At 70.1% G+C, this 20208-nt stretch carries 19 protein-coding genes; 4 read left to right on the top strand and 15 right to left on the bottom strand.

Annotated features, from left to right (window positions below):
* Nucleotides 1-35: 35 nt before the first annotated feature.
* Nucleotides 36-440 (top strand): hypothetical protein, encoded by a 405-nt coding sequence (locus tag ABII15_RS29120; protein WP_353945223.1) that lies wholly within the window; start codon nucleotides 36-38, stop codon nucleotides 438-440.
* A 703-nt stretch (nucleotides 441-1143) separates the two neighbouring features.
* Here ABII15_RS29120 and ABII15_RS29115 read toward each other — a convergent pair.
* The 3 genes from ABII15_RS29115 to ABII15_RS29105 form a co-directional block, all read right to left on the bottom strand.
* Nucleotides 1144-2367 (bottom strand): hypothetical protein, encoded by a 1224-nt coding sequence (locus ABII15_RS29115; RefSeq protein ID WP_353945222.1) that lies wholly within the window; start codon nucleotides 2365-2367, stop codon nucleotides 1144-1146.
* A 367-nt stretch (nucleotides 2368-2734) separates the two neighbouring features.
* Nucleotides 2735-4063 carry a TRAM domain-containing protein gene (locus tag ABII15_RS29110; protein ID WP_353945221.1) on the bottom strand — a complete coding sequence of 443 codons (1329 nt, stop codon included), beginning with the start codon at nucleotides 4061-4063 and terminating at the stop codon, nucleotides 2735-2737.
* A 119-nt stretch (nucleotides 4064-4182) separates the two neighbouring features.
* Nucleotides 4183-6228, bottom strand: a complete 2046-nt coding sequence (locus ABII15_RS29105) for an APC family permease (protein ID WP_353945220.1) — start codon at nucleotides 6226-6228, stop codon at nucleotides 4183-4185.
* A 271-nt stretch (nucleotides 6229-6499) separates the two neighbouring features.
* Here ABII15_RS29105 and ABII15_RS29100 point away from each other — a divergent pair, with 271 nt between their 5' ends.
* The gene (locus ABII15_RS29100; RefSeq protein WP_111662526.1) at nucleotides 6500-7171 is read left to right on the top strand and encodes a TrkA family potassium uptake protein; all 672 of its coding nucleotides are present in this window, start codon (nucleotides 6500-6502) and stop codon (nucleotides 7169-7171) included.
* Complete coding sequence (locus tag ABII15_RS29095) at nucleotides 7171-7842, top strand: TrkA family potassium uptake protein (RefSeq protein WP_111662527.1); 672 nt, start codon at nucleotides 7171-7173, stop codon at nucleotides 7840-7842. The genes ABII15_RS29100 and ABII15_RS29095 overlap by 1 nt, the downstream gene beginning before the upstream one ends.
* Before the next feature lie 108 nt (nucleotides 7843-7950).
* Here ABII15_RS29095 and ABII15_RS29090 read toward each other — a convergent pair whose 3' ends face one another.
* The 8 genes from ABII15_RS29090 to ABII15_RS29055 form a co-directional block, all read right to left on the bottom strand.
* A complete protein-coding gene (locus ABII15_RS29090; protein WP_353945219.1) occupies nucleotides 7951-8739 on the bottom strand; it encodes a DUF3159 domain-containing protein in 789 nt (262 codons plus the stop codon).
* Between the two features lie 3 nt (nucleotides 8740-8742).
* Nucleotides 8743-9123, bottom strand: a complete 381-nt coding sequence (locus tag ABII15_RS29085; RefSeq protein ID WP_111662529.1) for an OB-fold nucleic acid binding domain-containing protein — start codon at nucleotides 9121-9123, stop codon at nucleotides 8743-8745.
* Between the two features lie 40 nt (nucleotides 9124-9163).
* A complete protein-coding gene (locus ABII15_RS29080) occupies nucleotides 9164-9847 on the bottom strand; it encodes a response regulator (RefSeq protein WP_353945218.1) in 684 nt (227 codons plus the stop codon).
* On the bottom strand, nucleotides 9844-12420 hold the full coding sequence (locus tag ABII15_RS29075; RefSeq protein WP_353945217.1) for a sensor histidine kinase KdpD: 2577 nt from the start codon (nucleotides 12418-12420) through the stop codon (nucleotides 9844-9846). The genes ABII15_RS29080 and ABII15_RS29075 overlap by 4 nt, the downstream gene beginning before the upstream one ends.
* A gap of 137 nt (nucleotides 12421-12557) precedes the next feature.
* Entirely contained in the window at nucleotides 12558-13766 is a 1209-nt protein-coding gene (locus ABII15_RS29070; RefSeq protein WP_353945216.1) for an alginate lyase family protein, read from the bottom strand.
* Between the two features lie 198 nt (nucleotides 13767-13964).
* Nucleotides 13965-14750 carry a DUF3710 domain-containing protein gene (locus ABII15_RS29065; protein ID WP_353945215.1) on the bottom strand — a complete coding sequence of 262 codons (786 nt, stop codon included), beginning with the start codon at nucleotides 14748-14750 and terminating at the stop codon, nucleotides 13965-13967.
* 1 nt (nucleotide 14751) lies between these two features.
* On the bottom strand, nucleotides 14752-15297 hold the full coding sequence (dut, locus tag ABII15_RS29060) for a dUTP diphosphatase (protein WP_353945214.1): 546 nt from the start codon (nucleotides 15295-15297) through the stop codon (nucleotides 14752-14754).
* Entirely contained in the window at nucleotides 15294-15878 is a 585-nt protein-coding gene (locus ABII15_RS29055) for a PaaI family thioesterase (protein WP_353945213.1), read from the bottom strand. The genes dut and ABII15_RS29055 overlap by 4 nt, the downstream gene beginning before the upstream one ends.
* A gap of 58 nt (nucleotides 15879-15936) precedes the next feature.
* Between ABII15_RS29055 and ABII15_RS29050 the strand changes: the two genes are divergently transcribed.
* Nucleotides 15937-16395 (top strand): DUF3093 domain-containing protein, encoded by a 459-nt coding sequence (locus ABII15_RS29050; protein WP_353945212.1) that lies wholly within the window; start codon nucleotides 15937-15939, stop codon nucleotides 16393-16395.
* On the opposite strand, the gene ABII15_RS29045 is transcribed toward ABII15_RS29050, so the two are convergent.
* The 4 genes from ABII15_RS29045 to ABII15_RS29030 all read right to left on the bottom strand — a co-directional run bounded on the left by ABII15_RS29045 (nucleotide 16384) and on the right by ABII15_RS29030 (nucleotide 20054).
* On the bottom strand, nucleotides 16384-17391 hold the full coding sequence (locus ABII15_RS29045) for a hypothetical protein (RefSeq protein WP_353945211.1): 1008 nt from the start codon (nucleotides 17389-17391) through the stop codon (nucleotides 16384-16386). The two genes, ABII15_RS29050 and ABII15_RS29045, sit on opposite strands and share 12 nt — an antisense overlap.
* Nucleotides 17392-17404: 13 nt before the next feature.
* A complete protein-coding gene (locus ABII15_RS29040; RefSeq protein WP_018535993.1) occupies nucleotides 17405-17701 on the bottom strand; it encodes a DUF4193 domain-containing protein in 297 nt (98 codons plus the stop codon).
* Between the two features lie 438 nt (nucleotides 17702-18139).
* A complete protein-coding gene (locus ABII15_RS29035) occupies nucleotides 18140-19393 on the bottom strand; it encodes a HAMP domain-containing sensor histidine kinase (RefSeq protein ID WP_353945210.1) in 1254 nt (417 codons plus the stop codon).
* Nucleotides 19394-19400: 7 nt separating this feature from the next.
* Nucleotides 19401-20054, bottom strand: a complete 654-nt coding sequence (locus ABII15_RS29030; protein ID WP_111662538.1) for a response regulator transcription factor — start codon at nucleotides 20052-20054, stop codon at nucleotides 19401-19403.
* Nucleotides 20055-20208 lie beyond the last annotated feature (154 nt).

Genomic DNA, 20208 nt, shown 5'->3' with positions numbered 1-20208 from the left:
CACTGCCCCGAGCGCACCTCGTCAAAAGGAAGCAGATGCGTCAGGTAAAACCTCTTGGCTTGTTCGGAAACCACGCCAGTCAGTCCATTTTCAGCAGCTCCGCGGACGACATCAAAGCATTGTCGGAACACATCCCTGCACCCGAACGCGCACGCGTTGCTGAATATCTCAAGGCGGCGCCCGTGATCATCGCCCTCATGGGGTACTCCGAGGATGTAGTGGGCAACCGATTCGCAGTGACGGGCGGAACGGCGATACAGAGCGACGGCACTTATTACTGGCGCCGAGACACGGCGGAGTATGTACTTCATTACGGCACTGGGCTTCCTCGCCCTTTTATCGAGCACGGTGCGGCGAGGCAATGGAAAGCGCCCACGTTGACCAATGAAGAGATCATGGACATCGACGATTTCTTCATGTCGCTCCGGAGACGCGGTTGACTCACGGAGTCGCCTGGGGCGTGCTTCGAGAGGCCCGTCGTTCGCCCGCGGGGCAGGCAGAACTTTCGAAGCACGCCCAAGATCCGCCTAGTCAACTCGTTGCCTTTTAGCGGACCCCGATTGGCAAGTGCGATCATGCTGGTATCCAGCACCGGGAGTGCTCTGGACTTCCCCAACGAACACCAGGGTTCCAAAAACGCCCCCAGGGCATGGGGCTGACCAAATCCGTGCACAACCGGGCTCTACGCCTCATCCAAGCCCTTGTTACCGCCGCCGAGTCAAAGGGCCACAGGACCACACTCGGCCCCACTCCAGACACTCCCCCGCCACGCCACCGCCGACAGGCACCACCGCATTTCACCATCACCGCCCAAGACGAATCCGTCCACATCCTCGTCCTACAGGAACACGACCACAGCAAACACATCGCCGTCGACCGTGCGGTGGCACTGGCCTCGTCAGGCCTGCCCGGCCTCCCCTGAACAAACGCGGAGGACCGACTCCGGCCGCCGGGCGCCACGGCCGGTGGCACCTGGACTGCGAAGCAGGAGGCCAGTCCGCATCCGCCTGCCCGTGAACTCCCGAGAGCGTCAGACGAACGCCAGACGTTTCCGCATGGGACGAAATTCGGAGGAAGACCGTTGAGGCCGTTGCCTGCGGGCCGCTCCCACGCGAGTAGGGAGCGCCCCACCCCAGGCCCCGGTCAATCGCGGGTGCGCTGCCGCAGGAGTCGCGCGGCGAGGAGCATGGCGCCGCCGGTGAGCACGAGGAGCGCCGCGCCGGTCAGGAGCGAGTCGTCGGTCCCGGTTTCCGCGAGCTGTCCGGCCGGCGGGGCGGAGGAAGGGGCAGTCGGAGCGGAGGGTGCCGCCGTACTCGCGGATGCGCTGGGCGTGGGGATCGGCGCCGGGCTCGCGGACGCGGTCGGCGTGGGAGTGGACGTCGCGGTGGGTGTGACGGTGGGTGTAGGGGTGGGGGTGGGTGTGGGGGTGGGTGTCTCGCAGGTCCCCTCCGTCCAGTCGAGGGTGAGGGTGCCGTTGCCCGCGCGGACCCCGTCGGTGAAGGTGGCGCCTGCCGGGCCGGTGCTGGAGCCGCCACCACCGCCACCACCGCCACCACCGTTGTACCTGCCGCTGTCCCCGCTGGCGCCGCCGCCTCCACCACCGGTGGCGCCGCCCCCGCCGCCGCCTCCGCCACCCTGACGCTCGTAGTCGGAAATGTCGCCGCCGTCGCCTCCGGCTGTGCCGCTCGCAGCGTCGCCCGCGGTGCCCGCGGCCTGCGAGCCCGCGCCGCCCGCGCCGCCGGCTCCGCCCTCGCCGCCCGGCCTTCCGCCCTTGCCGCCCGTCCCGCCACCGGCCCTGTCGTACCCCTCCTGGCCGGCCGCGCCCGCCTCCCCGCCGTCGCCGCCGGCGCCCACCGCCTCTGCGGCGGCCTCCTCGCGAGCGAGGATGAGGGTGCCGCCACCGCCCCCTCCACCACCGCCGGCCACCACCACCAGAGTGCCCGCCCGGGTCAGGCTGGTGGCACCGCCTCCGCCACCGCCCGCGGCCGCGGCATCGTGCTGATCGTCCACGGTGCCGCCGTCGCCACCACCGCCATAACCACCGGCGCCGTACCCGCCCCGTGGGGATGCGTCGCTGCCCCGGCCGCCCACAGTGACGGTCAACTGCTCGCCCGGGGTGACCCGAACGGCCGCGCGAGCCTGAGCGCCCTGGCCGCCCGGACTCTGCGCGTTGATGTAGGTGTTGTACGCTCCCTTGCCGCCTTCGGCGCCGGCCGCGTCCACGGTCATCTCGCAGACGTCCTCGGGGACCGTGAAGGCCTGGGTCGCGCCGGTGTAGGAGAAGGACTGGGAGCCCGCGGCCCGAGGGGCGGCCCAGGCGGGCGCGCAGACGCCGAGCGCAAGGCCAGTGACCGCGCCGACGGACACATTTCGTACAAGATGACGATGACATTGCATGAGCCGGAAAGTAGTGGGAGCACGACCCACTCCTCGGGTGCCATTCCGGCAGCATCCCCCGTGTCACCGGAACGGACGCGTGGCCCCCAGGCCACGTTCGAAACGGGCCCTACCGGCGTTCCCGCAAGGCTGATACTCCGGCACCCCACCCTTCCCGTGGAGCCGCCGTGCCCCGCCACCAGTAGCAGCGGCGAAGCCAAGACCACCCTCCCCGTCGGATCCCACGATCCGATCCTCGCGAGATGTCCGCGAACGGGGCAGAACTCACTGCTCAGGGTGTACCTGTCCAAGCCCTGAAAGCAGGTCGACCAAGCTCACCGAACGACGAAGTCGCGGTTCAGCCGCCCTTCGTCGCCGGCTCCAGAACAGCGACACACTCGACATGCGATGTCATCGGAAACAGATCGAACGCCCGAAGCGTCCGCACCCGGTACCCGCCCTCGCGGAAATACCCGAGGTCCCGCGCGAGCGCCGCCGGGTCGCAGGCCACGTACGCGATGCGGCGGGCGCCCAGCGTCGAGAGGTGGGCGACGGTCTTCTTGCCGGCGCCCGCGCGCGGCGGGTCGAGGACGATGAGGTCCACCTCGGTGATGCCGGTGCGCGGGAGCACGGCCTCGACCTTGCCCTGCTCGATGCGGACCCGGTCGAACCCGGAGAGGTTGTGGCGGGCGTCCTCCACCGCGCGCTTGCCGGACTCGATGCCGAGCACCGCACCCTTGTCGCCGATCCGGTCCGCGAGCGCGCCCGCGAAGAGGCCGACGCCGCAGTACAGGTCGAGGGCCATGTCGCCCTTGCGCGGGAGCAGGCCCTGCATGACGGCCTTCATCAGGGTGTCCGCCGCCTTGGGGTGGACCTGCCAGAAGCCGCCGCTGCCCACCCGGTACGTACGGTCGTCGGCGCGCTCGCGCACGAACGGGCGGCCGTGGACGCGGTGGACGCCGCCGTCCTTCTCACCGATCCGCATCACGGAGACCGGCTTGTCCAGCTCGACGATCGGCAGACGGGCGCCCACCAGCGGCTTCAGGATCACCTGGCGGTCCTGCGAGCCGCTGGCCGCGATCGCCTCGACCGACTCCATGCCGGTCCAGTCGCGCTGCTCGATGCCCAGCTCGGAGACGCCCTCGGCGGCGATCATGCAGTGCTCGACCGGCTCGACCTCGTGCGAGCGGTGGCGGCGCAGGCCCGCGCGGCCGTCCTCGGTCACCGCGTACTGGACGCGCGTACGCCACTGCGGGACCTCGCCCGCCGGGAGCTTGTCGCCCTCGGCCGGCATGACGGTGCCGTCCCAGCCGGCCTCCTCGGGCGTGAGCCCGGCCAGGTGCTGCAGCTGCTCGGCGATGACCTCGCCCTTCATGCGGCGCTGCGCGCCGGGCTTGGCGTGCTGCCAGTCGCAGCCGCCGCAGCGGCCCGGACCGGCGTACGGGCAGGGGGCCTCGACGCGGTCCTTGGAGGCGTCCAGGACCCGTACGGCGTCCGCGCGCAGGAAGCGGTCGCCCTCCTCGCCGTGGGTCACCCGCGCCACGACCTGCTCGCCGGGCAGCGTGTGCCGGACGAACAGGACCTGGCCCTCGGCCGTGCGCGCGATGCAGTGACCACCGTGCGCGACGGGGCCGACCTCGACCTCGTACTCCTCCCCCACCAGGGACTTCGTCGGTTCTGCCTGCATGGCGGGAGCTCCAGTACGTCAGGGGAGGCCACAAACGGAGAAGCGGCCGGACAACAGCCGTCCAGTCTACGTGGCTGTTGTCCGGCCGCTCACCACGAGCCGACCGCTCGGGAACGGCGTTACTTGCCGCTCGGCTCCTTGGGGCGCTTCTCGACCGGGCCGCGGCGCACCGCGCCCGGCGCGTTCCACTCGGAACGCCTGCGGGCCCGCTTCTTGGCGGCCTCGGAGGACTCCAGCTGGTAGGGGACCGACGTCACCATGATCCCCGGGGTGAACAGCAGCCGCCCCTTCAGCCTGAGGGCGCTCTGGTTGTGCAGCAGGTGCTCGTACCAGTGGCCGACCACGTACTCGGGGATGATCACGCTGATCGCGTCGCGCGGGGACTCGCGGCGCAGGCTCTTCACGTATTCGATGATCGGCCGGGTGATCTCGCGGTACGGCGAGTCGAGGACCTTGAGCGGGATCTCGATGCCGCGCCGCTCCCACTCCTCGCGCAGCGCCTTGGTCTCGGCCGGGTCGACGTTGACGCTCAGCGCTTCGAGGGTGTCCGTGCGCATCAGCTTGGCGTAGGCCAGGGCCCGCAGCGTCGGCCGGTGGATCTTCGAGACGAGGACGATCGAGTGGACGCGGGACGGGCGGACGCTGTCGTCGGACGGCGTCTCCGGCGCGGCGATCTCCTCGGCGACCCGGTCGTAGTGCTTCCGGATCGCGGTCATCGTCGCGTAGAAGATGCACATGCCGAGCAGCGCGACCCAGGCGCCGTGGGTGAACTTCGTGACGAGGACGACCACGAGGACCAGGCCGGTGAAGAAGGCGCCGAAGGCGTTGATCGCGCGGGAGCGGATCATGTGGCGGCGCTTGTCGGCGTCGCGCTCGGTGCGCAGGTGGCGGTTCCAGTGCCGAACCATGCCCGTCTGGCTGAGCGTGAAGGACACGAACACGCCGACGATGTAGAGCTGGATCAGGCGGGTGGAGTCGGCGCCGTAGATCACGACCAGGAGCATCGCCGCGCCCGCGAGCAGCACGATGCCGTTCGAGAAGGCGAGGCGGTCGCCGCGGGTGTGCAGCTGGCGCGGCAGGTAGCGGTCCTGGGCGAGGATCGAGCCGAGCAGCGGGAAGCCGTTGTACGCGGTGTTGGCGGCCAGGAAGAGGACCAGGGCCGTCGCGGCCGCGAGGACGATGAAGAGGAAGCTGCCCTTGCCGAAGACGGCCTCGGCGACCTGGGAGATCACCGGGTTCTGGACGTAGGCGCCGCCGACGGCGACACCGTTGTGGATCAGGTCGGTCGCCGGATGCTCGGCCATCCGGACCTTGGTGGTCATGGCGAGCGCGATGATGCCGCAGAACATGGTGACGGCGAGCGCGCCCATGAGGGCGAGCGTGGACGCCGCGTTCTTCGACTTCGGCTTGCGGAACGCCGGGACGCCGTTGGAGATCGCCTCGACGCCGGTCAGGGCCGCGCAGCCGGAGGAGAAGGCCCGCAGGAGCAGGAAGACCAGGGCGAAGCCCGCGAGGCCCTGGTGTTCCGCCTTGATGTGGAAGTCGGAGGTGGGGGCCCGCATGGTGTCGCCGAGGATCAGCCCGCGGAAGGCACCCCAGGCGATCATGATGAAGACGCCGGCGACGAAGACGTACGTCGGGATGGCGAAGAGCTTCCCGGACTCCTTGACCCCGCGCAGGTTCATCAGCGTCAGCAGGATGATCACGGCGCAGGCGCACAGCACCTTGTGCTCGACCACGAAGGGCACCGCCGAGCCGAGGTTCTCGATGCCGGAGGCGATGGAGACGGCGACGGTCAGGACGTAGTCGACGAGCAGGGCGCTGGCGACGGTGAGCCCGGCCTTCGGGCCGAGGTTGGTGTTGGCCACCTCGTAGTCGCCGCCACCGCTCGGGTAGGCGTGCACGTTCTGCCGGTACGAGGCGACGACCGTGAACATCAGCACGACGACCGCGACCGCGATCCAGGGGCTGAAGTGGTACGCCGACACGCCCGCGATGGACAGGACCAGCAGCACCTCGCCGGGCGCGTACGCGACGGAGGAGAGCGGGTCGGAGGCGAAAACGGGGAGTGCGATGCGCTTCGGCAGGAGCGTTTCTCCGAGCCGATCACTGCGCAGTGCGCGCCCGATCAAGATCCGTTTGGGCACGTCGGTCAGTTTGGACACGCAGAGGATCGTAAGCGTTCGAACGGGGGGCCGCCCACCCGCCACCCCTATTCGTCCACAGCCCTCCCCCAAGTCCCCGACGATCTAGTGCCACCACGCGAAGGTCGAGTTCGCGCCCATTGCCGATACGGTGGTCCAGAGCGCGAGCCGCAACACAAGCCCGCACCGTGCCCGAGATCGAGCCACACCGGCTGGACCGAGCCGCGAGAGAGAGACATGAGCAGGACGTTTACGCAGGTCAGTAGGCCTATGAGGAGTGCGGGGTAGGGCCGTGCATATCGTGATCATGGGCTGTGGCCGGGTAGGGTCCCAGCTTGCCCAGACCCTGGAACAGCAGGGCCACACGGTCGCCGTGGTCGACCAGGACCCGACGGCCTTCCGCCGTCTGGGCTCCGGGTTCGGCGGCCGCCGCGTCACCGGTGTCGGTTTCGACCAGGACACCCTGCGCGAGGCGGGCATCGAGGAGGCCGGCGCCTTCGCCGCCGTCTCCAGCGGTGACAACTCGAACATCATCGCCGCCCGCGTGGCCCGCGAGATGTTCGGGATCGAGAACGTGGCGGCGCGGATCTACGACCCCCGCCGCGCCGAGGTCTACCAGCGCCTGGGCATTCCGACGGTCGCCACGGTCCGCTGGACCGCCGACCAGATGCTGCGCCGCCTGCTGCCGTCCGGCGCGGAGCCGCTGTGGCGCGATCCCACCGGCGGGGTCCAGCTCGCCGAGGTGCACGCCTCGGAGTCCTGGGTCGGCCAGCGGATCAGCCGCCTCCAGGAGGAGACGGGCGTGCGCGTCGCGTTCCTGACCCGGCTCGGCGAGGCGATCCTGCCCACGTCGCAGACGGTGCTCCAGGAGGGCGACCTCGTCCACGTGATGATGCGCACGGACGACGTCGAGAAGGTCGAGGCGGCGTTCGCCGAAGGCCCTGAAGGGGAGGGCGGTCACTGATGAGGGTCGCCATTGCCGGAGCCGGAGCCGTCGGCCGCTCGATCGCGGGCGAGCTCCTGGAGAACGGGCACGAGGTCCTGCTCGTCGACAAGGCGCCGACCGCCATCTCGGTCGAGCGCGTCCCGCAGGCGGAGTGGCTGCTCGCCGACGCCTGTGAGATCACGTCCCTGGACGAGGCGGCGCTCCAGCGCTGCAACGTGGTCATCGCGGCCACCGGCGACGACAAGGTCAACCTGGTCGTCTCCCTGCTCGCGAAGACCGAGTACGGGGTCCCGCGCGTCGTCGCCCGGGTCAACAACCCGAAGAACGAGTGGCTGTTCAACGAGTCGTGGGGCGTCGACGTCGCCGTCTCCACCCCGCGCCTCATGTCCGCCCTGGTCGAGGAGGCCGTCAGCGTCGGTGACCTGGTGCGCCTGCTGCGCTTCAGCCACGGCGACGCGAACCTGGTGGAGCTGACGCTCCCGCCGGAGTCGGCGCTCGCCGGCACGCGCGTGGGCGACGTCCAGTGGCCGGAGGACACGTCGCTGGTGACGATCATCCGCGGCACCCGCGTCCTGGCCCCCAGCCAGGAGGACTCCCTGGAGGCGGGCGACGAACTGCTGTTCGTGGCCGCCCAGGCCCGCGAGGAACAACTGGAGGACCTCCTCTCGGTCCGCCGCGAAGGCGCGTAAGAAGCGAGAAGGCGCCCGGTGAGCTTTGCTCACCGGGCGCCTTCTCGCTTTTAGGGGCGCGGGGAACTGCGCGAGCAACCACTCACGACGTGCACCCGCGAACCGGCCTCAGCTCTCGCGACGATGGCGCGCAGGCCCCCCGGAGGACGCGGCCCCCTCACCGCCGGCCTCCCGCTCCTTGGCGGCAGCCTCCTCGGCCTCCATCTCCGCGAACACGTCGATGGGCGGCGGAGCCTTGGCGAGGAACACCCACGTCAGCCACACGGCCAGCAGGAACGGCGGGATCTTCAGCGCGATGAGCACCCAGCCGAACTGCGTGTTGTCCGAGTCGGTGTCGGCCCAGAAGTACATCGGGAAGAGGATCGCGCACTTCGCGAGCAGGATGAGCCCCCAGGCCCAACTCGCCTTCGCATAGGCCTTCTTGCGGCCGGGGTTGCGCGTCCGCCACGACAGGTTCTCCTTGAACACCGGGCCGAGGATCAACCCGATCAGGGGAACCCCGCACAGCGTGGTCACGATGTACGCGACCGCGAGGCCCAGCGTGTAGAGCATGCCCGGCAGATAGAAGTCCTTGGCGTTGCCGGTCATCATCGCGAAGACGACACCGAAGGCGACGCCGAAGACACCGCTGAAGGCGTGCTTGACCGTGTCCTTCATGACCAGGCGCACGACCACCAGGACGAGGGACACCGCGAGGGCCGCGATGGCCGACACGTGCAGGTCCTTGTTGATCGTGAAGATGGTCACGAAGAGCAGGCCGGGGACCACGGTCTCCACCATGCCCCGCACACCGCCGAAGGCATCGAAGAGCGCGGCCTCGGTCACCGCCCTGTCCGTGGTCGCGTCGGCGTCGGCACCGGCTTCGCGATCGGTCGGCTTGTCGTCGAGGGACGTCACCGGCTACTCCCGTCCGAGCGGTCTGAGTTCGTACTTGGGGTTGAAGAGCACCCTACGGCCCCGGCTCATCGAGACACGCCCCGATGCGATCAGTTTGCGGCCCGGCTCGATGCCCACGATCGAGCGCCGGCCGAGCCAGACCACGTCGAGCGCGGCCGAACCGTCGAACAACTCCGCTTCCAGGGCCGGGACTCCGGCGCGTGGCCGCAGGGTCACCGTGCGCAACGTACCAGTAACCGTCACGATCTGTCGGTCGTGGCAGTCCCCGATCCGCGTACAGCCAGTGGTCTCCGAGTCCTCGCGCAGCTCCTCCGACTCCAGGTCCTCCTGCGAGGTGGAGAGTCGGTCGAGCATGCGCCGGAAACGGCCCGCAACAGCACTCATACTGGAAGCGTACCCGGGGCCACCGGCACGGACGCAGGGGCTACTTCTCGAACCTGTACCCCATTCCGGGCTCGGTGATGAAGTGCCGCGGATGGGACGGATCGGTCTCCAGCTTGCGGCGCAGTTGCGCCATGTACACACGGAGATAGTTCGTCTCCGTACCGTAAGAGGGGCCCCACACCTCCTGCAGCAGCTGCTTCTGGCTCACCAGGCGGCCCGTGTTGCGCACCAGCACCTCCAGGAGGTGCCATTCGGTCGGGGTGAGACGTACGTCGCGGCCGTCCCTGTTGACCTTCTTGGCGGCCATGTCGACCGTGAAGTCGGACGTCTCGACGATCCCCTCGTCCTCGCCGCCGCCGGTGGGCTCGGCCCGCCGCACGGCCGCCCGCAGGCGGGCAAGGAGTTCGTCCATGCCGAAGGGCTTGGTGACGTAGTCGTCGGCGCCCGCGTCGAGCGCCTCGACCTTCTCGTCCGAGGAGTGGCGGGCGGACAGCACCAGGATCGGCACCCGGGTCCAGCCGCGCAGCCCCCTGATGACCTCGACGCCGTCCATGTCGGGCAGGCCCAGGTCGAGCACGATGACGTCCGGGTGGCGAGCGGCGGCGAGCTGCAGCGCCTGCGCGCCGTCGGCGGCGGCGTCCACCTCGTACTTGCGCGCCTTCAGGTTGATGACGAGGGCGCGGACGATCTGCGGTTCGTCGTCGACCACGAGCACCCGGGTCATGCGGACCTGCCTCTCTGAGCTGTCGTACGGATCAACGGTTGATCAAGTGTGGTCAGCGGCGCCCGGTCCGCGTGCGCCGCGCGCAGGGTGAGGACCATGGTGAGGCCGCCGCCCGGGGTGTCCTCGGCGGTGAGCGTGCCGCCCATCGCCTCGGCGAAGCCCCGCGCGACCGCGAGCCCGAGCCCCACTCCGGCACCCCGGGGAGCGTCACCGTAGCGCTGGAACGGCGCGAAGATGCGGTCCTTCGCCTCGTCCGGAACGCCCGGTCCCCGGTCCACCACCCGCAGCTCGACACGGTCGCCCAGCGCACTGGCCGCGACCAGCACCGGCTCGTCGGGCGGGCTGTACTTCACGGCGTTCTCCACGATGTTGGCGACCGCCCGCTCCAGCAGCCCCTTGTCCACGCTCACCATGGGCAGCGACTCGGGAACGTCCAGATCGACGCTCAGCTCCGGGTCCGGTACGCCGACCAGGGCCAGCGGGACCACCTCGTCGAGGTCGATCTCCCGGATCAGCGGGGTGACCGTGCCGGTCTGGAGGCGCGACATGTCCAGCAGGTTCCCGACCAGGTGATCGAGACGGTCCGCGCCCTCCTCGATCCCGGCGAGCAGTTCCGCCTGGTCCTCGGGCGACCATTCGACGTCCTCGGAGCGCAGGGACGACACGGATGCCTTGATGCCGGCGAGCGGGGTGCGCAGGTCGTGCGAGACGGCCGCCAGCAGCGCGGTGCGGATGCGGTTGCCCTCGGCGAGCGAACGGGCCTGGTCGGCCTCGGAGCGCAGCCGCTGGCGGTCGAGGACGACGGCGGCCTGCGCGGCGAACGCGGCGAGCACGCGCCGGTCCTCGGCGGGCAGCACCCGGCCGGACAGGGCGAGCGCCATGTGGTCGCCCACCGGCATGTCGACGTCGGCGTCCTCGGGGCGGCCGAGCGGCTGCGGTCCGACGCTGCCCGCGCAGGTCCACGGCTCGGTGTCACTCGCCCGTTCCAGGAGCGCCACGGAGTCCATCGCGAAGGTCTCCCGGACGCGTTCCAGGAGCGCCTCCAGGGTGGTCTCGCCGCGCAGCACGCTGCCCGCGAGGAACGACAGGATCTCCGACTCGGCGCGCAGCCGGGCCGCCTGGTGGGTGCGCCGGGCCGCCAGGTCCACCACCGACGCCACGGACACCGCGACCCCGACGAAGATGGCGATGGCCACGATGTTCTTCGGGTCCGCGACGGTCCACAGGTGCAGCGGCGGGGTGAAGTAGTAGTTCAGCAGGAGCGAGCCGAACGCCGCCGAGGCGAGCGCCGGCAGCAGCCCGCCGACCAGCGCCGCCGCCACGATCAGGGACAGGAACAGCAGCATGTCGTTGGCGAGGCCGAGGTCGCTGTCCACGTTGGTGAGGGCCAGCGCGAGCAGCGCGGGGCCGCCGACGCCGATGAGCCAGCCCCACACGACGCGGGACCGGCCGAGCCGGGCGCCGCGCGCGACGGGCAGGCCGCGTCCCTTGGCGACCTCCTCGTGCGTGACGATGTGCACGTCGAGGTCGGGGCCGGACTCGCGGGCGACGGTCGCGCCGACGCCGGGCCCGAACATGTACTGCCAGGTCTTGCGGCGGGAGGAGCCGAGGACGATCTGGGTGGCGTTGACCCCGCGCGCGAACTCCAGGAGCGCGGCGGGGATGTCGTCGCCGATCACATGATGGAACGTTCCGCCGAGGTCTTCGACGAGGGTGCGCTGGAGCGCCAGCTCCTTCGGGGACGCGGCGGTGAGACCGTCGCTGCGCGCGATGTACACCGCCAGGACCTCGCCCCCGGCGCCCTTCTCCGCGAGCCGCGCCGCCCGTCTGATCAGCGTCCGGCCCTCGGGACCGCCCGTGAGACCGACGACGATCCGCTCGCGGGCCTGCCAGGTGGAGCGGATGTTGTGCTCGCCCCGGTACTCCTGGAGGTACTCGTCGGCCCGGTCGGCGACCCAGAGCAGGGCCAGCTCGCGCAGCGCCGTGAGGTTGCCGGGGCGGAAGTAGTTCGACAGGGCCGCGTCGACCTTGTCGGGCTTGTAGATGTTGCCGTGCGCCATGCGGCGGCGCAGCGCCTGGGGCGACATGTCGACCAGCTCGATCTGATCGGCCCGCCGGACCATCTCGTCCGGCACGGTCTCGCGCTGCCGGACCCCGGTGATCGACTCGACGACGTCGCCCAGTGACTCCAGGTGCTGGATGTTCACCGTCGAGACGACGTCGATGCCGGCGGCGAGCAGCTCCTCGACGTCCTGCCAGCGCTTGGTGTTGCGGGAGCCCGGCACGTTCGTGTGGGCCAGCTCGTCGACGAGGGCGACGGCGGGCGCCCGCCGCAGCACGGCGTCGACGTCCATCTCCTGGAAGACCGACCCGCGGTACTCGACCTCCGCCCGCGTCACCTGCTCCAGGCCGTGCAGCATCACCTCGGTGCGCGTACGCCCGTGGTGCTCGACGAACGCGACCACGCAGTCGGTGCCGCGCTCGACGCGGCGGTGCGCCTCGGAGAGCATCGCGTACGTCTTGCCGACGCCCGGTGCCGACCCGAGATAGATCCGTAGCTTGCCGCGTCCCATGGCCCCATTGTCTTTCAGTCACCGCTCCACGCAGCGTCGACCTTACGGCCAGCAATTCCGACAAAGGGGATGGATGCCCGGTGAGCTGGCGGCTTTGACGCAACCCTGATGCGCCGAAGCCGCCCGCCCCCGTACGCCTAGCTCGGGTTCTCGGCGTGCGTCAGGGTCTCCCAGGCCACGAACAGGTTGTTGGACCCGGCGGGCCGCTGCTGCTCGGTGAGCTTCTGGGTGTTGGTCATCGCGGTGCCGAGGCGGGTGTGCAGCGCGTTGTAGCCGACCTCCGTGACCGGACCGAGGCCGCGGTTGACGCTGCCGCCGCACAGCCAGCTGGGCGGCGCCTCACCGAGCTCGTACTTGGCCTGGAGGCCGAGCGCCTGCCGTAGCCGCTCGCCGACGTCCGTGCCGTACAGGTCCTGCCCCTGGATGCGGCTGGTCTCGGCGATGTGCGAGATGGCCGAGATGCCGTACCCGGTGTGCGTGAAGTCGCGACAGGTCTCCTGCGTCAGGCCCGTCACGAAGGTGGACTGCCCCTGCCAGTAGCTGACGATCTTCGCCTTGGTGTCGAGGTTCTGGCTCGGCACGGTCTTGGGCAGGTCGCCGTCCGAGGCCAGATAGACGTACGCGGCCGTCCGGGTCCGGAACTTCGCCATGGCCTTGTCGTACGAGGCCTTGTCCTCCAGGAAGACGGAGATCCCGACGGCGGCCTCCATCATCGACAGCTCCCAGTTGCCGTTGGAGTTGCTGCCGTTGATGACCTTGGGCAGGTAGACGTCACGCAGCATCGTCCGGAAGCGGCCCTCGTTCGCCCAGCCGCCGCTGTACGTGTACTTGATGATCTCGGCGGCCTTGGGCCAGGAGGAGCCGGCCCAGCCGGTCTGGAGCGGCGCGTTGCTGTTGGTGTGCTCCTTGATCGTCCCGGACCAGGCGTCCATGAGCGCGATCGACTTCTTCGCGTAGCGCTCGTCGCGGGTGAAGTACCAGGCGAGGGCGTCGGTGTACGCGGCTATCGCGTCCTCGCGCTCGTCGGTGCAGCCGTAATTGGGGTTGGAGTACGAGCCGCACTCGACGGTGGCGCGGGGCTTGGGGGTGCGGTTCAGGTCCGCGTACTTGCTGGCCATCATCTGGTCGTAGGCGCTCTTCCACGGCTGCGCCCCGGCGTCGACCTTGGCCTTGGCGAAGTCGAGCTGCCCCTTGGAGACGGTGACTCCGGGATGGGCGAAGGTGCTCGGCGCCGCCTCCGCGCGGTCGGCGCCGGGCAGGGCGAGGACGCCGGCCACGAGGGCCGTGACGGTGGTCGTCAGGGTGGCGAGCAGGGCGGTGCGCGATCTTCTGTGACGAGCCTGCATGGTGGGGGCCATCCGTTCTCGTATATGAACGTGGGGCGCCAATGTGAACTCTGGCGTTGGCCGGTGACCCTAGGTACGGACCAGCCTTCCGTCAAGTACTGAAGAAAGAACGGCAGTTGGGAGCCGGGCAGCGAAAAGCCGGGGGCCGCGCACCCTTGCGGATGCGCGGCCCCCGGCCACGTACGACGACTGCGCGCGTCAGCGCACCTCGGTGATCTCCGGGCCGCGGGCCAGCTGGCCCATGCCGCCGGAGAAGCGCGAAGCCTCCTGGCTGTCCTGAGCGGCGCCCTCGGCGACCATCTGCGCGTCGTCCGGGAGCTTGAGGACGATCGGGTCGCGCGGGGCCATCGGACCGTCGCCGCGCACCACGACCGTGTCACGGAAGATCTGCTCCAGCAGACCGGCGGCCTGCGGCTGCACCGCGCCCTGGCCCGAGATCACACCGCGCAGGAACCAGCGCGGACCGTCCACACCGATGAACCGGACGACCTGGAAGCCGCCCGTGCCGTCGGGCAGCTGCACCGGCACCTGGGCACGCAGCTCCCAGCCGAGCGGACCCTCGATCTCGTCGATCACACCACCCTGCTGAGTGATGCCCGAGGCGATCTCCTCGCGGACCTCGCCCCAGATGCCCTCCTTCTTGGGGGCGGCGAAGGCCTGCAGCTGGATCGCGCTGTCCCGCAGGACCACGGTCGCGGCGACGATCGCGTCTCCCGCGACCTCCACCCGCAGCTCCATGCCCTCTACACCGGGGACGAAGAGCCCGCCGAGGTCGACCCGGCCCTCGCCGGGCTCACGGACCTCGGAGCCGTCCCAGGGGCCGTCGGGACGCGGCTCGGGCTCGAGCCGCACCCGCTGCGACCCGGCCGCGGCGTCGTCGGCACTGTCGGCACTGTCGACGGGTCCGTCGACGACCTGCTCGGCCTCGCCCGCCGCGTCCACTGCGTCCTCAGCGGAGCTGTTCTTCTTGCGACGTCCGAACACGTCACTGTCCTTCCCGGTCGGATACGACCGAAGCGTATCGATTCCCACCCTTTTGACCGTCTGTGTCCTCGACGGTCCCGGCGGAGACACCCACAGAGGCATGCCCGCCGGTGGACCCGAAGCCCCCCTCGGCCCGCGCCGATCCGGGAAGCTCCGCGACCTCGTGGAAGCGAACCTTCTCGACCTGCTGGACGACCAGTTGGGCAATCCGGTCGAAGCGCTCGAACCGCACGCTCTCGCGCGGGTCGAGATTCACCACGATCACCTTGATCTCTCCACGGTACCCGGCATCCACCGTCCCCGGGGCATTCACCAGAGCGACACCGCAGCGCGCGGCAAGACCGGATCGCGGGTGCACGAAGGCCGCGTACCCCTCCGGCAGGGCGACAGACACTCCGGTGGGCAGCACCGTCCGCTCGCCGGGGGCGAGCTCGTACGCCTCGGTGGTCCGCAGGTCGGCGCCGGCGTCGCCCGGCTGCGCGTACGCGGGCAGCGGCACATCGGGGTCGACGCGCCGGATGAGCACGTCGAGGAGCTGCTGGGTCACGGGTTCACCTCGAAGGCACGGGCGCGCCGGAGCCGGTCCGGGTCGCTCATGGCCGCCTGGATCTCCTCCGGGCGGCCGTTGTCGATGAAGTGGTCGACCTTCACCTCGATGAAGAGGGCGTCGGCGCGGACGGCGACGGGCCCGTCGGGGCCGCCGATCCGGCCGGTCGCGGTCGAGTAGATCTTGCGCCCGGCCACCGCGGTGATCTCGGCGGACAGGTGCAGCACGGTGCCCACCGGCACGGGCCGCACATAGTCCGTCTCGAGCCGTCCGGTGACGGCGATGGCCTGCGTCAGCCAGTTCAGCGAGCCCAGCGTCTCGTCGAGCGCGGTGGCCAGCAGGCCGCCGTGCGCGAGGCCCGGGGCGCCCTGGTGCTCGGGGCGTACGGTGAACTCGGCGGTGACGGTGACGCCCTCGCCGGCCCGTGCCTCCAGGTGCAGCCCGTGCGGCTGCTCGCCGCCACAGCCGAAACAGTGTCCGTAGTGCGGGCCGAGGAGTTCGCCGGGGGCGGGCGCGTCGGGGTGCCGCACCGGCGCTATCGCGTCGGCGGGGGGCGTCAGAGCTGCTGAAGTACCACTCACAGGCGCAGACCTTACCCGCGAGTCCTGTGCCCGCACGCATCGTGCCAAGCTAGTCGGCATGGAGCTCTCGACGATGCCGTACGAAGAACGTCTCACCGCGCCCCGTTCGTGGTGGGTCATCACCTTTCTCGTCGGTGTCGCGGGCGGCATCATCGCGCTGCCCTTCGGCACGCTGCCGCTGCTCGGCGGCTTCGTCGCCGGCTTCCTCGTGGCCGCCGTCATCACCAGCTCGTACGGCTCGATCCGGATCCGGGTCGTGGGTGACTCGCTGATCGCGGGCGACGCGAAGATCCCGCTGTCCGCGCTGGGTGCCGTGGAGGTGCTGGACGCCGAGGAGGCGCGCGCCTGGCGCATGCACAAGGCGGACCCGCGCGCCTTCATGCTGCTGCGCAGCTATGTGCCGACGGCGGTGCGGGCCGAGGTCGTCGACCCCGAGGACCCCACCCCGTACGTCTATCTGTCGACCCGCGAACCTGAAACTTTGGCAAAGGCTCTGGGCGGCGGGTCAGCCCTCTAGCTCCAGAGGGTCCACGGGGGCTTCCAGGGGCGGCAGGTCGCCGAGCCGGTCCCAGGGCACCTGGGCGGCCCGCAGGTCCTTGCGGATCCGCTCGGCGAGCCTCTTGGTGTCCCGCCGGTTCATGACCGCGCCGACGGCGGCGCCGACCATGAACGGCGTCAGGCTCGGCAGGTTCCGCACCATCCGCTTCATGATCTGTTGACGCAGCTCGCGCTTCATCTGGCCGCCGAGCGCCGCGTTGACCGTCAGCGGCTGCTTGACGTCGATCCCGCGCTCGTCCGTCCAGGAGTGCAGATAGGCCGTGCTGCGGTCCTTCAGACCGCCGGGCGGGCGCAGTCCGTAGACCTCGTGCAGCTCGGCGATGAGCTTGAGCTCGATCGCGGCCACGCCCGTGATCTCCGCGGCCAGCTCGGTGGGCATCGCGGGCGGTACGGGGAGCATCGCCGCGGCGCCGACTCCGGCGCCCACCGTGGATGTCGCGTTTGCCGCGCCGGCGATCAGCTTGTCCGCGAGCCGCTCGGGCTCCAGGCCGGGGAACTGCTCGCGGAGGGTCGCCAGGTCTCGTACGGGCACCCGCGGCGCGTTCTTGATGATCTGGTCGGCGAGATAGCCGATACCGGCCTTGGCGGCGGCGCCGCCCTTGGCCATCCCCGTTCTCGCGGCGCTGCCGCCTTTCGCCATCCCCGTTCTCGCGACGTCGCCGCTCTTGCGGACACCGGCTCTGACGGCGTCCATCCGGCGCCTGGCCACCGCGGGTGTCCCGGCGGCCGGGTCGGTGTCGTACAGCTCCACGGCGTCCACGGCTCCCGCCGACGCCGCTGTCGCCGGGTCTCCCGTCGGCTCGTGACCGTCCGCCGATTCGAGCGAGGCCTCTTCACCGGCTGCGCCGGGGAAAGAGCCTCGCTCGTCGTCACGCACGGCCTCTGACGGGCCTTGAGCCGCATCCCGGCGCTTGCTCCAGGTGCGGCGCTTCCAGGGCGGGGTCGAGCCAGTCATGCCCGACCCTGCCTCAGTCGCAGTCGCGGCAGATCGGCTGCCCGTTCTTCTCCCGCGCGAGCTGGCTGCGGTGGTGCACCAGGAAGCAGCTCATGCAGGTGAACTCGTCCTGCTGCTTGGGCAGGACCCGGACCGCCAGTTCCTCGTTCGAGAGGTCGGCGCCCGGGAGTTCCAGGCCCTCGGCCGCCTCGAACTCGTCCACGTCGACATTCGACGCGGACTTGTCGTTCCGCCGGGACTTCAGTTCTTCGATGCTGTCCTCGTTGAGGTCGTCATCGGTCTTACGTGGAGTGTCGTAGTCCGTTGCCATGTCGCCTCTCCCCCTCTGGGTGTCTGCGGTGTCTCAGCGCACGTAACGCATGAGAGGCCGGACTTGTGCCCGACCTGAGGCGGAGATTTTGCCTCACATCAAGGTCTGTTACTCAATCGACACCCAACCGGATCCCCCGAGAGTGATCAGCTTGGGTGGCGAACGGGACCGTACACGGTCCCGATGTCGCACTGCACGACCGCCATCCCGTGTACTTCCCGTGATCAAGGCGCCCGAAAACCCGGATTTTCCAGGCTTTCCGCCGCCTTGAGCGATCACGGACTGTAGATGACCCGAAATTCGCCCATGTGATCGATCACACACGGCTTCTCCGGGAACAGGTCACGAAAATTCCGCTAAAAGCGAACTCCGTCAGCGCGTCGGCGGAAGCATGTCAGATCCGCACGCGCTGTGCATCTCGAACCGCTTCAGTGCCCGCTAGAGGGGCAGGGTGACGCGCATCACGAGGCCACCCCCCTCGCGGGGCTCGGCCGCGATCCGGCCGCCGTGGGCGCGGGCCACGGACCGGGCGATGGACAGGCCGAGGCCCACACCCTTGTCGCTGCCGGTCCGCTCGGTGCGCAGCCGCCGGAACGGCTCGAAGAGGTTGTCGATCTCGTACGCGGGGACCACCGGGCCGGTGTTGGCGACGAGGAGGACCGCCTGGCCGTGCTGGGCCTCGGTGTCGACCTCGACCCAGCCGCCCTCCGGGATGTTGTACCGGATCGCGTTCTGCACGAGGTTGAGCGCGATGCGCTCCAGGAGCACGCCGTTGCCCTGGACGACCGCCTCCTTGCGCTCGCCGCGGATCTCCACGCCCTTCTCGTCCGCCTCGGACCTGGCCTGATCGAGCGCCTGGGAGGCGACCTCCGCCAGGTTCACGGGCTTGCGCTCCACGATCTGGTTGTCGCTGCGGGCGAGCAGCAGCAGGCCCTCCACGAGCTGTTCACTGCGCTCGTTGGTGGCCAGGAGCGTCTTCCCCAGCTGCTGGAGCTCCACGGGGGCGCCCGGGTCGGAGAGATGGACCTCAAGGAGGGTGCGGTTGATCGCGAGCGGGGTGCGCAGCTCGTGCGAGGCGTTGCCGACGAAGCGCTGCTGGGCGGTGAACGCCCGCTCCAGGCGGTCGAGCATCTCGTCGAACGTATCTGCCAGCTCCTTGAGCTCGTCGTCCGGGCCGTCCAGCTCGATCCGGCGCGACAGGTCCGTGCCGGCCACCCGGCGCGCGGTGCGCGTGATGCGGCCGAGCGGGGACAGGACGCGGCCCGCCATCGCGTACCCGAAGGCGAACGCGATGATCGCGAGGCCGAGCAGCGCCATCAGGGAACGGCTCAGCAGGACGTCGAGGGCGTGATTGCGCTGCTGGGCGACGCACTGGTTGAGCGCGTCGTTCAGCTGGGTGTCCGTCGGGCTGGACGGGAAGCTGCAGACGTTGCTGACGATGCTGACCTGGTTGCCCTCGTTGACGACCTTGAACGGCAGCTCGCTGCCCACGTTCAGCGCCTGCGCCGCGAGCAGATAGATGATCGACAGCAGCAGGATGCCCGCGATCAGGAACATGCCGCCGTACAGGAGCGTGAGCCGTATCCGGATCGTGGGGCGCAGCCAGGGGAAGGGCGGCTCGTCCTTCGGTCCGGGCATCCACGTCGGCTTCGGTGGCGCCGTGGGCTTGGGGGGCGCGGGTGAGGAGGCCATCGGCGGATCAGATCCGGTAACCGGAGCCCGGCACGGTGACGATGACGGCGGGCTCGCCCAGCTTGCGGCGCAGGGTCATGACGGTGACCCGGACGACGTTGGTGAACGGGTCCGTGTTCTCGTCCCAGGCCTTCTCCAGGAGCTGTTCGGCCGAGACCACGGCTCCCTCGCTGCGCAGCAGCACCTCCAGGACGGCGAACTCCTTGGGCGCGAGCTGGATCTCCTTGCCGTCGCGGAACACCTCGCGGCGGTTGGGGTCCAGCTTGATGCCGGCGCGCTCCAGGACGGGCGGCAGCGGCACGCTCGTACGGCGCCCGAGGGCCCGGACACGGGCCGTCAGCTCGCTGAACGCGAAGGGCTTGGGGAGATAGTCGTCGGCGCCGAGCTCCAGGCCCTCCACGCGGTCGCTGACGTCGCCGGAGGCGGTCAGCATCAGGATGCGGGTGGACATGCCCAGCTCGACGATCTTCCGGGCGACGTCGTCGCCGTGCACGAGCGGGAGGTCACGGTCGAGGACGACCACGTCGTAGTCGTTGACGCCGATGCGCTCCAGGGCGGCCGCACCGTCATACACGACGTCGACGGCCATGGCCTCCCGGCGCAGTCCGGTGGCCACCGCATCGGCGAGCAGCTGCTCGTCCTCGACGACGAGTACGCGCACGTCGCTTGTCCTTCCACTAAAGCCTTCGATCGCCCACGGACAGCGCTCGGGCGCAGGTGGACAGGTCCGGTCACGGGGTTGTGGGTCACCATCCTGCCCCTTTCGGCCATAAACCGGCTGTAAGACGGCCTGGCGTCCGGGGAATGCGGGATTT

The organism is Streptomyces sp. HUAS MG91, from assembly GCF_040529335.1.
In the GTDB taxonomy this organism is placed as follows: domain Bacteria; phylum Actinomycetota; class Actinomycetes; order Streptomycetales; family Streptomycetaceae; genus Streptomyces; species Streptomyces tabacisoli.
Note: the sequence above shows the minus strand (reverse complement) of the source record. Positions and strands in the feature narration are given on the sequence as shown.

Bases quoted from the DNA above. Each gene is read 5' to 3' on its own strand.
- ABII15_RS29120 (WP_353945223.1), top strand. From the start codon at position 36: ATGCGTCAGGTAAAACCTCTTGGCTTGTTCGGAAACCACGCCAGTCAG.
- ABII15_RS29110 (WP_353945221.1), bottom strand. From the start codon at position 4,063: ATGCAGGCAGAACCGACGAAGTCCCTGGTGGGGGAGGAGTACGAGGTC.
- ABII15_RS29095 (WP_111662527.1), top strand. From the start codon at position 7,171: ATGAGGGTCGCCATTGCCGGAGCCGGAGCCGTCGGCCGCTCGATCGCG.
- ABII15_RS29085 (WP_111662529.1), bottom strand. From the start codon at position 9,123: ATGAGTGCTGTTGCGGGCCGTTTCCGGCGCATGCTCGACCGACTCTCC.
- ABII15_RS29080 (WP_353945218.1), bottom strand. From the start codon at position 9,847: ATGACCCGGGTGCTCGTGGTCGACGACGAACCGCAGATCGTCCGCGCC.
- ABII15_RS29075 (WP_353945217.1), bottom strand. From the start codon at position 12,420: ATGGGACGCGGCAAGCTACGGATCTATCTCGGGTCGGCACCGGGCGTC.
- ABII15_RS29070 (WP_353945216.1), bottom strand. From the start codon at position 13,766: ATGCAGGCTCGTCACAGAAGATCGCGCACCGCCCTGCTCGCCACCCTG.
- ABII15_RS29050 (WP_353945212.1), top strand. From the start codon at position 15,937: ATGGAGCTCTCGACGATGCCGTACGAAGAACGTCTCACCGCGCCCCGT.
- ABII15_RS29045 (WP_353945211.1), bottom strand. From the start codon at position 17,391: ATGACTGGCTCGACCCCGCCCTGGAAGCGCCGCACCTGGAGCAAGCGC.
- ABII15_RS29040 (WP_018535993.1), bottom strand. From the start codon at position 17,701: ATGGCAACGGACTACGACACTCCACGTAAGACCGATGACGACCTCAAC.
- ABII15_RS29035 (WP_353945210.1), bottom strand. From the start codon at position 19,393: ATGGCCTCCTCACCCGCGCCCCCCAAGCCCACGGCGCCACCGAAGCCG.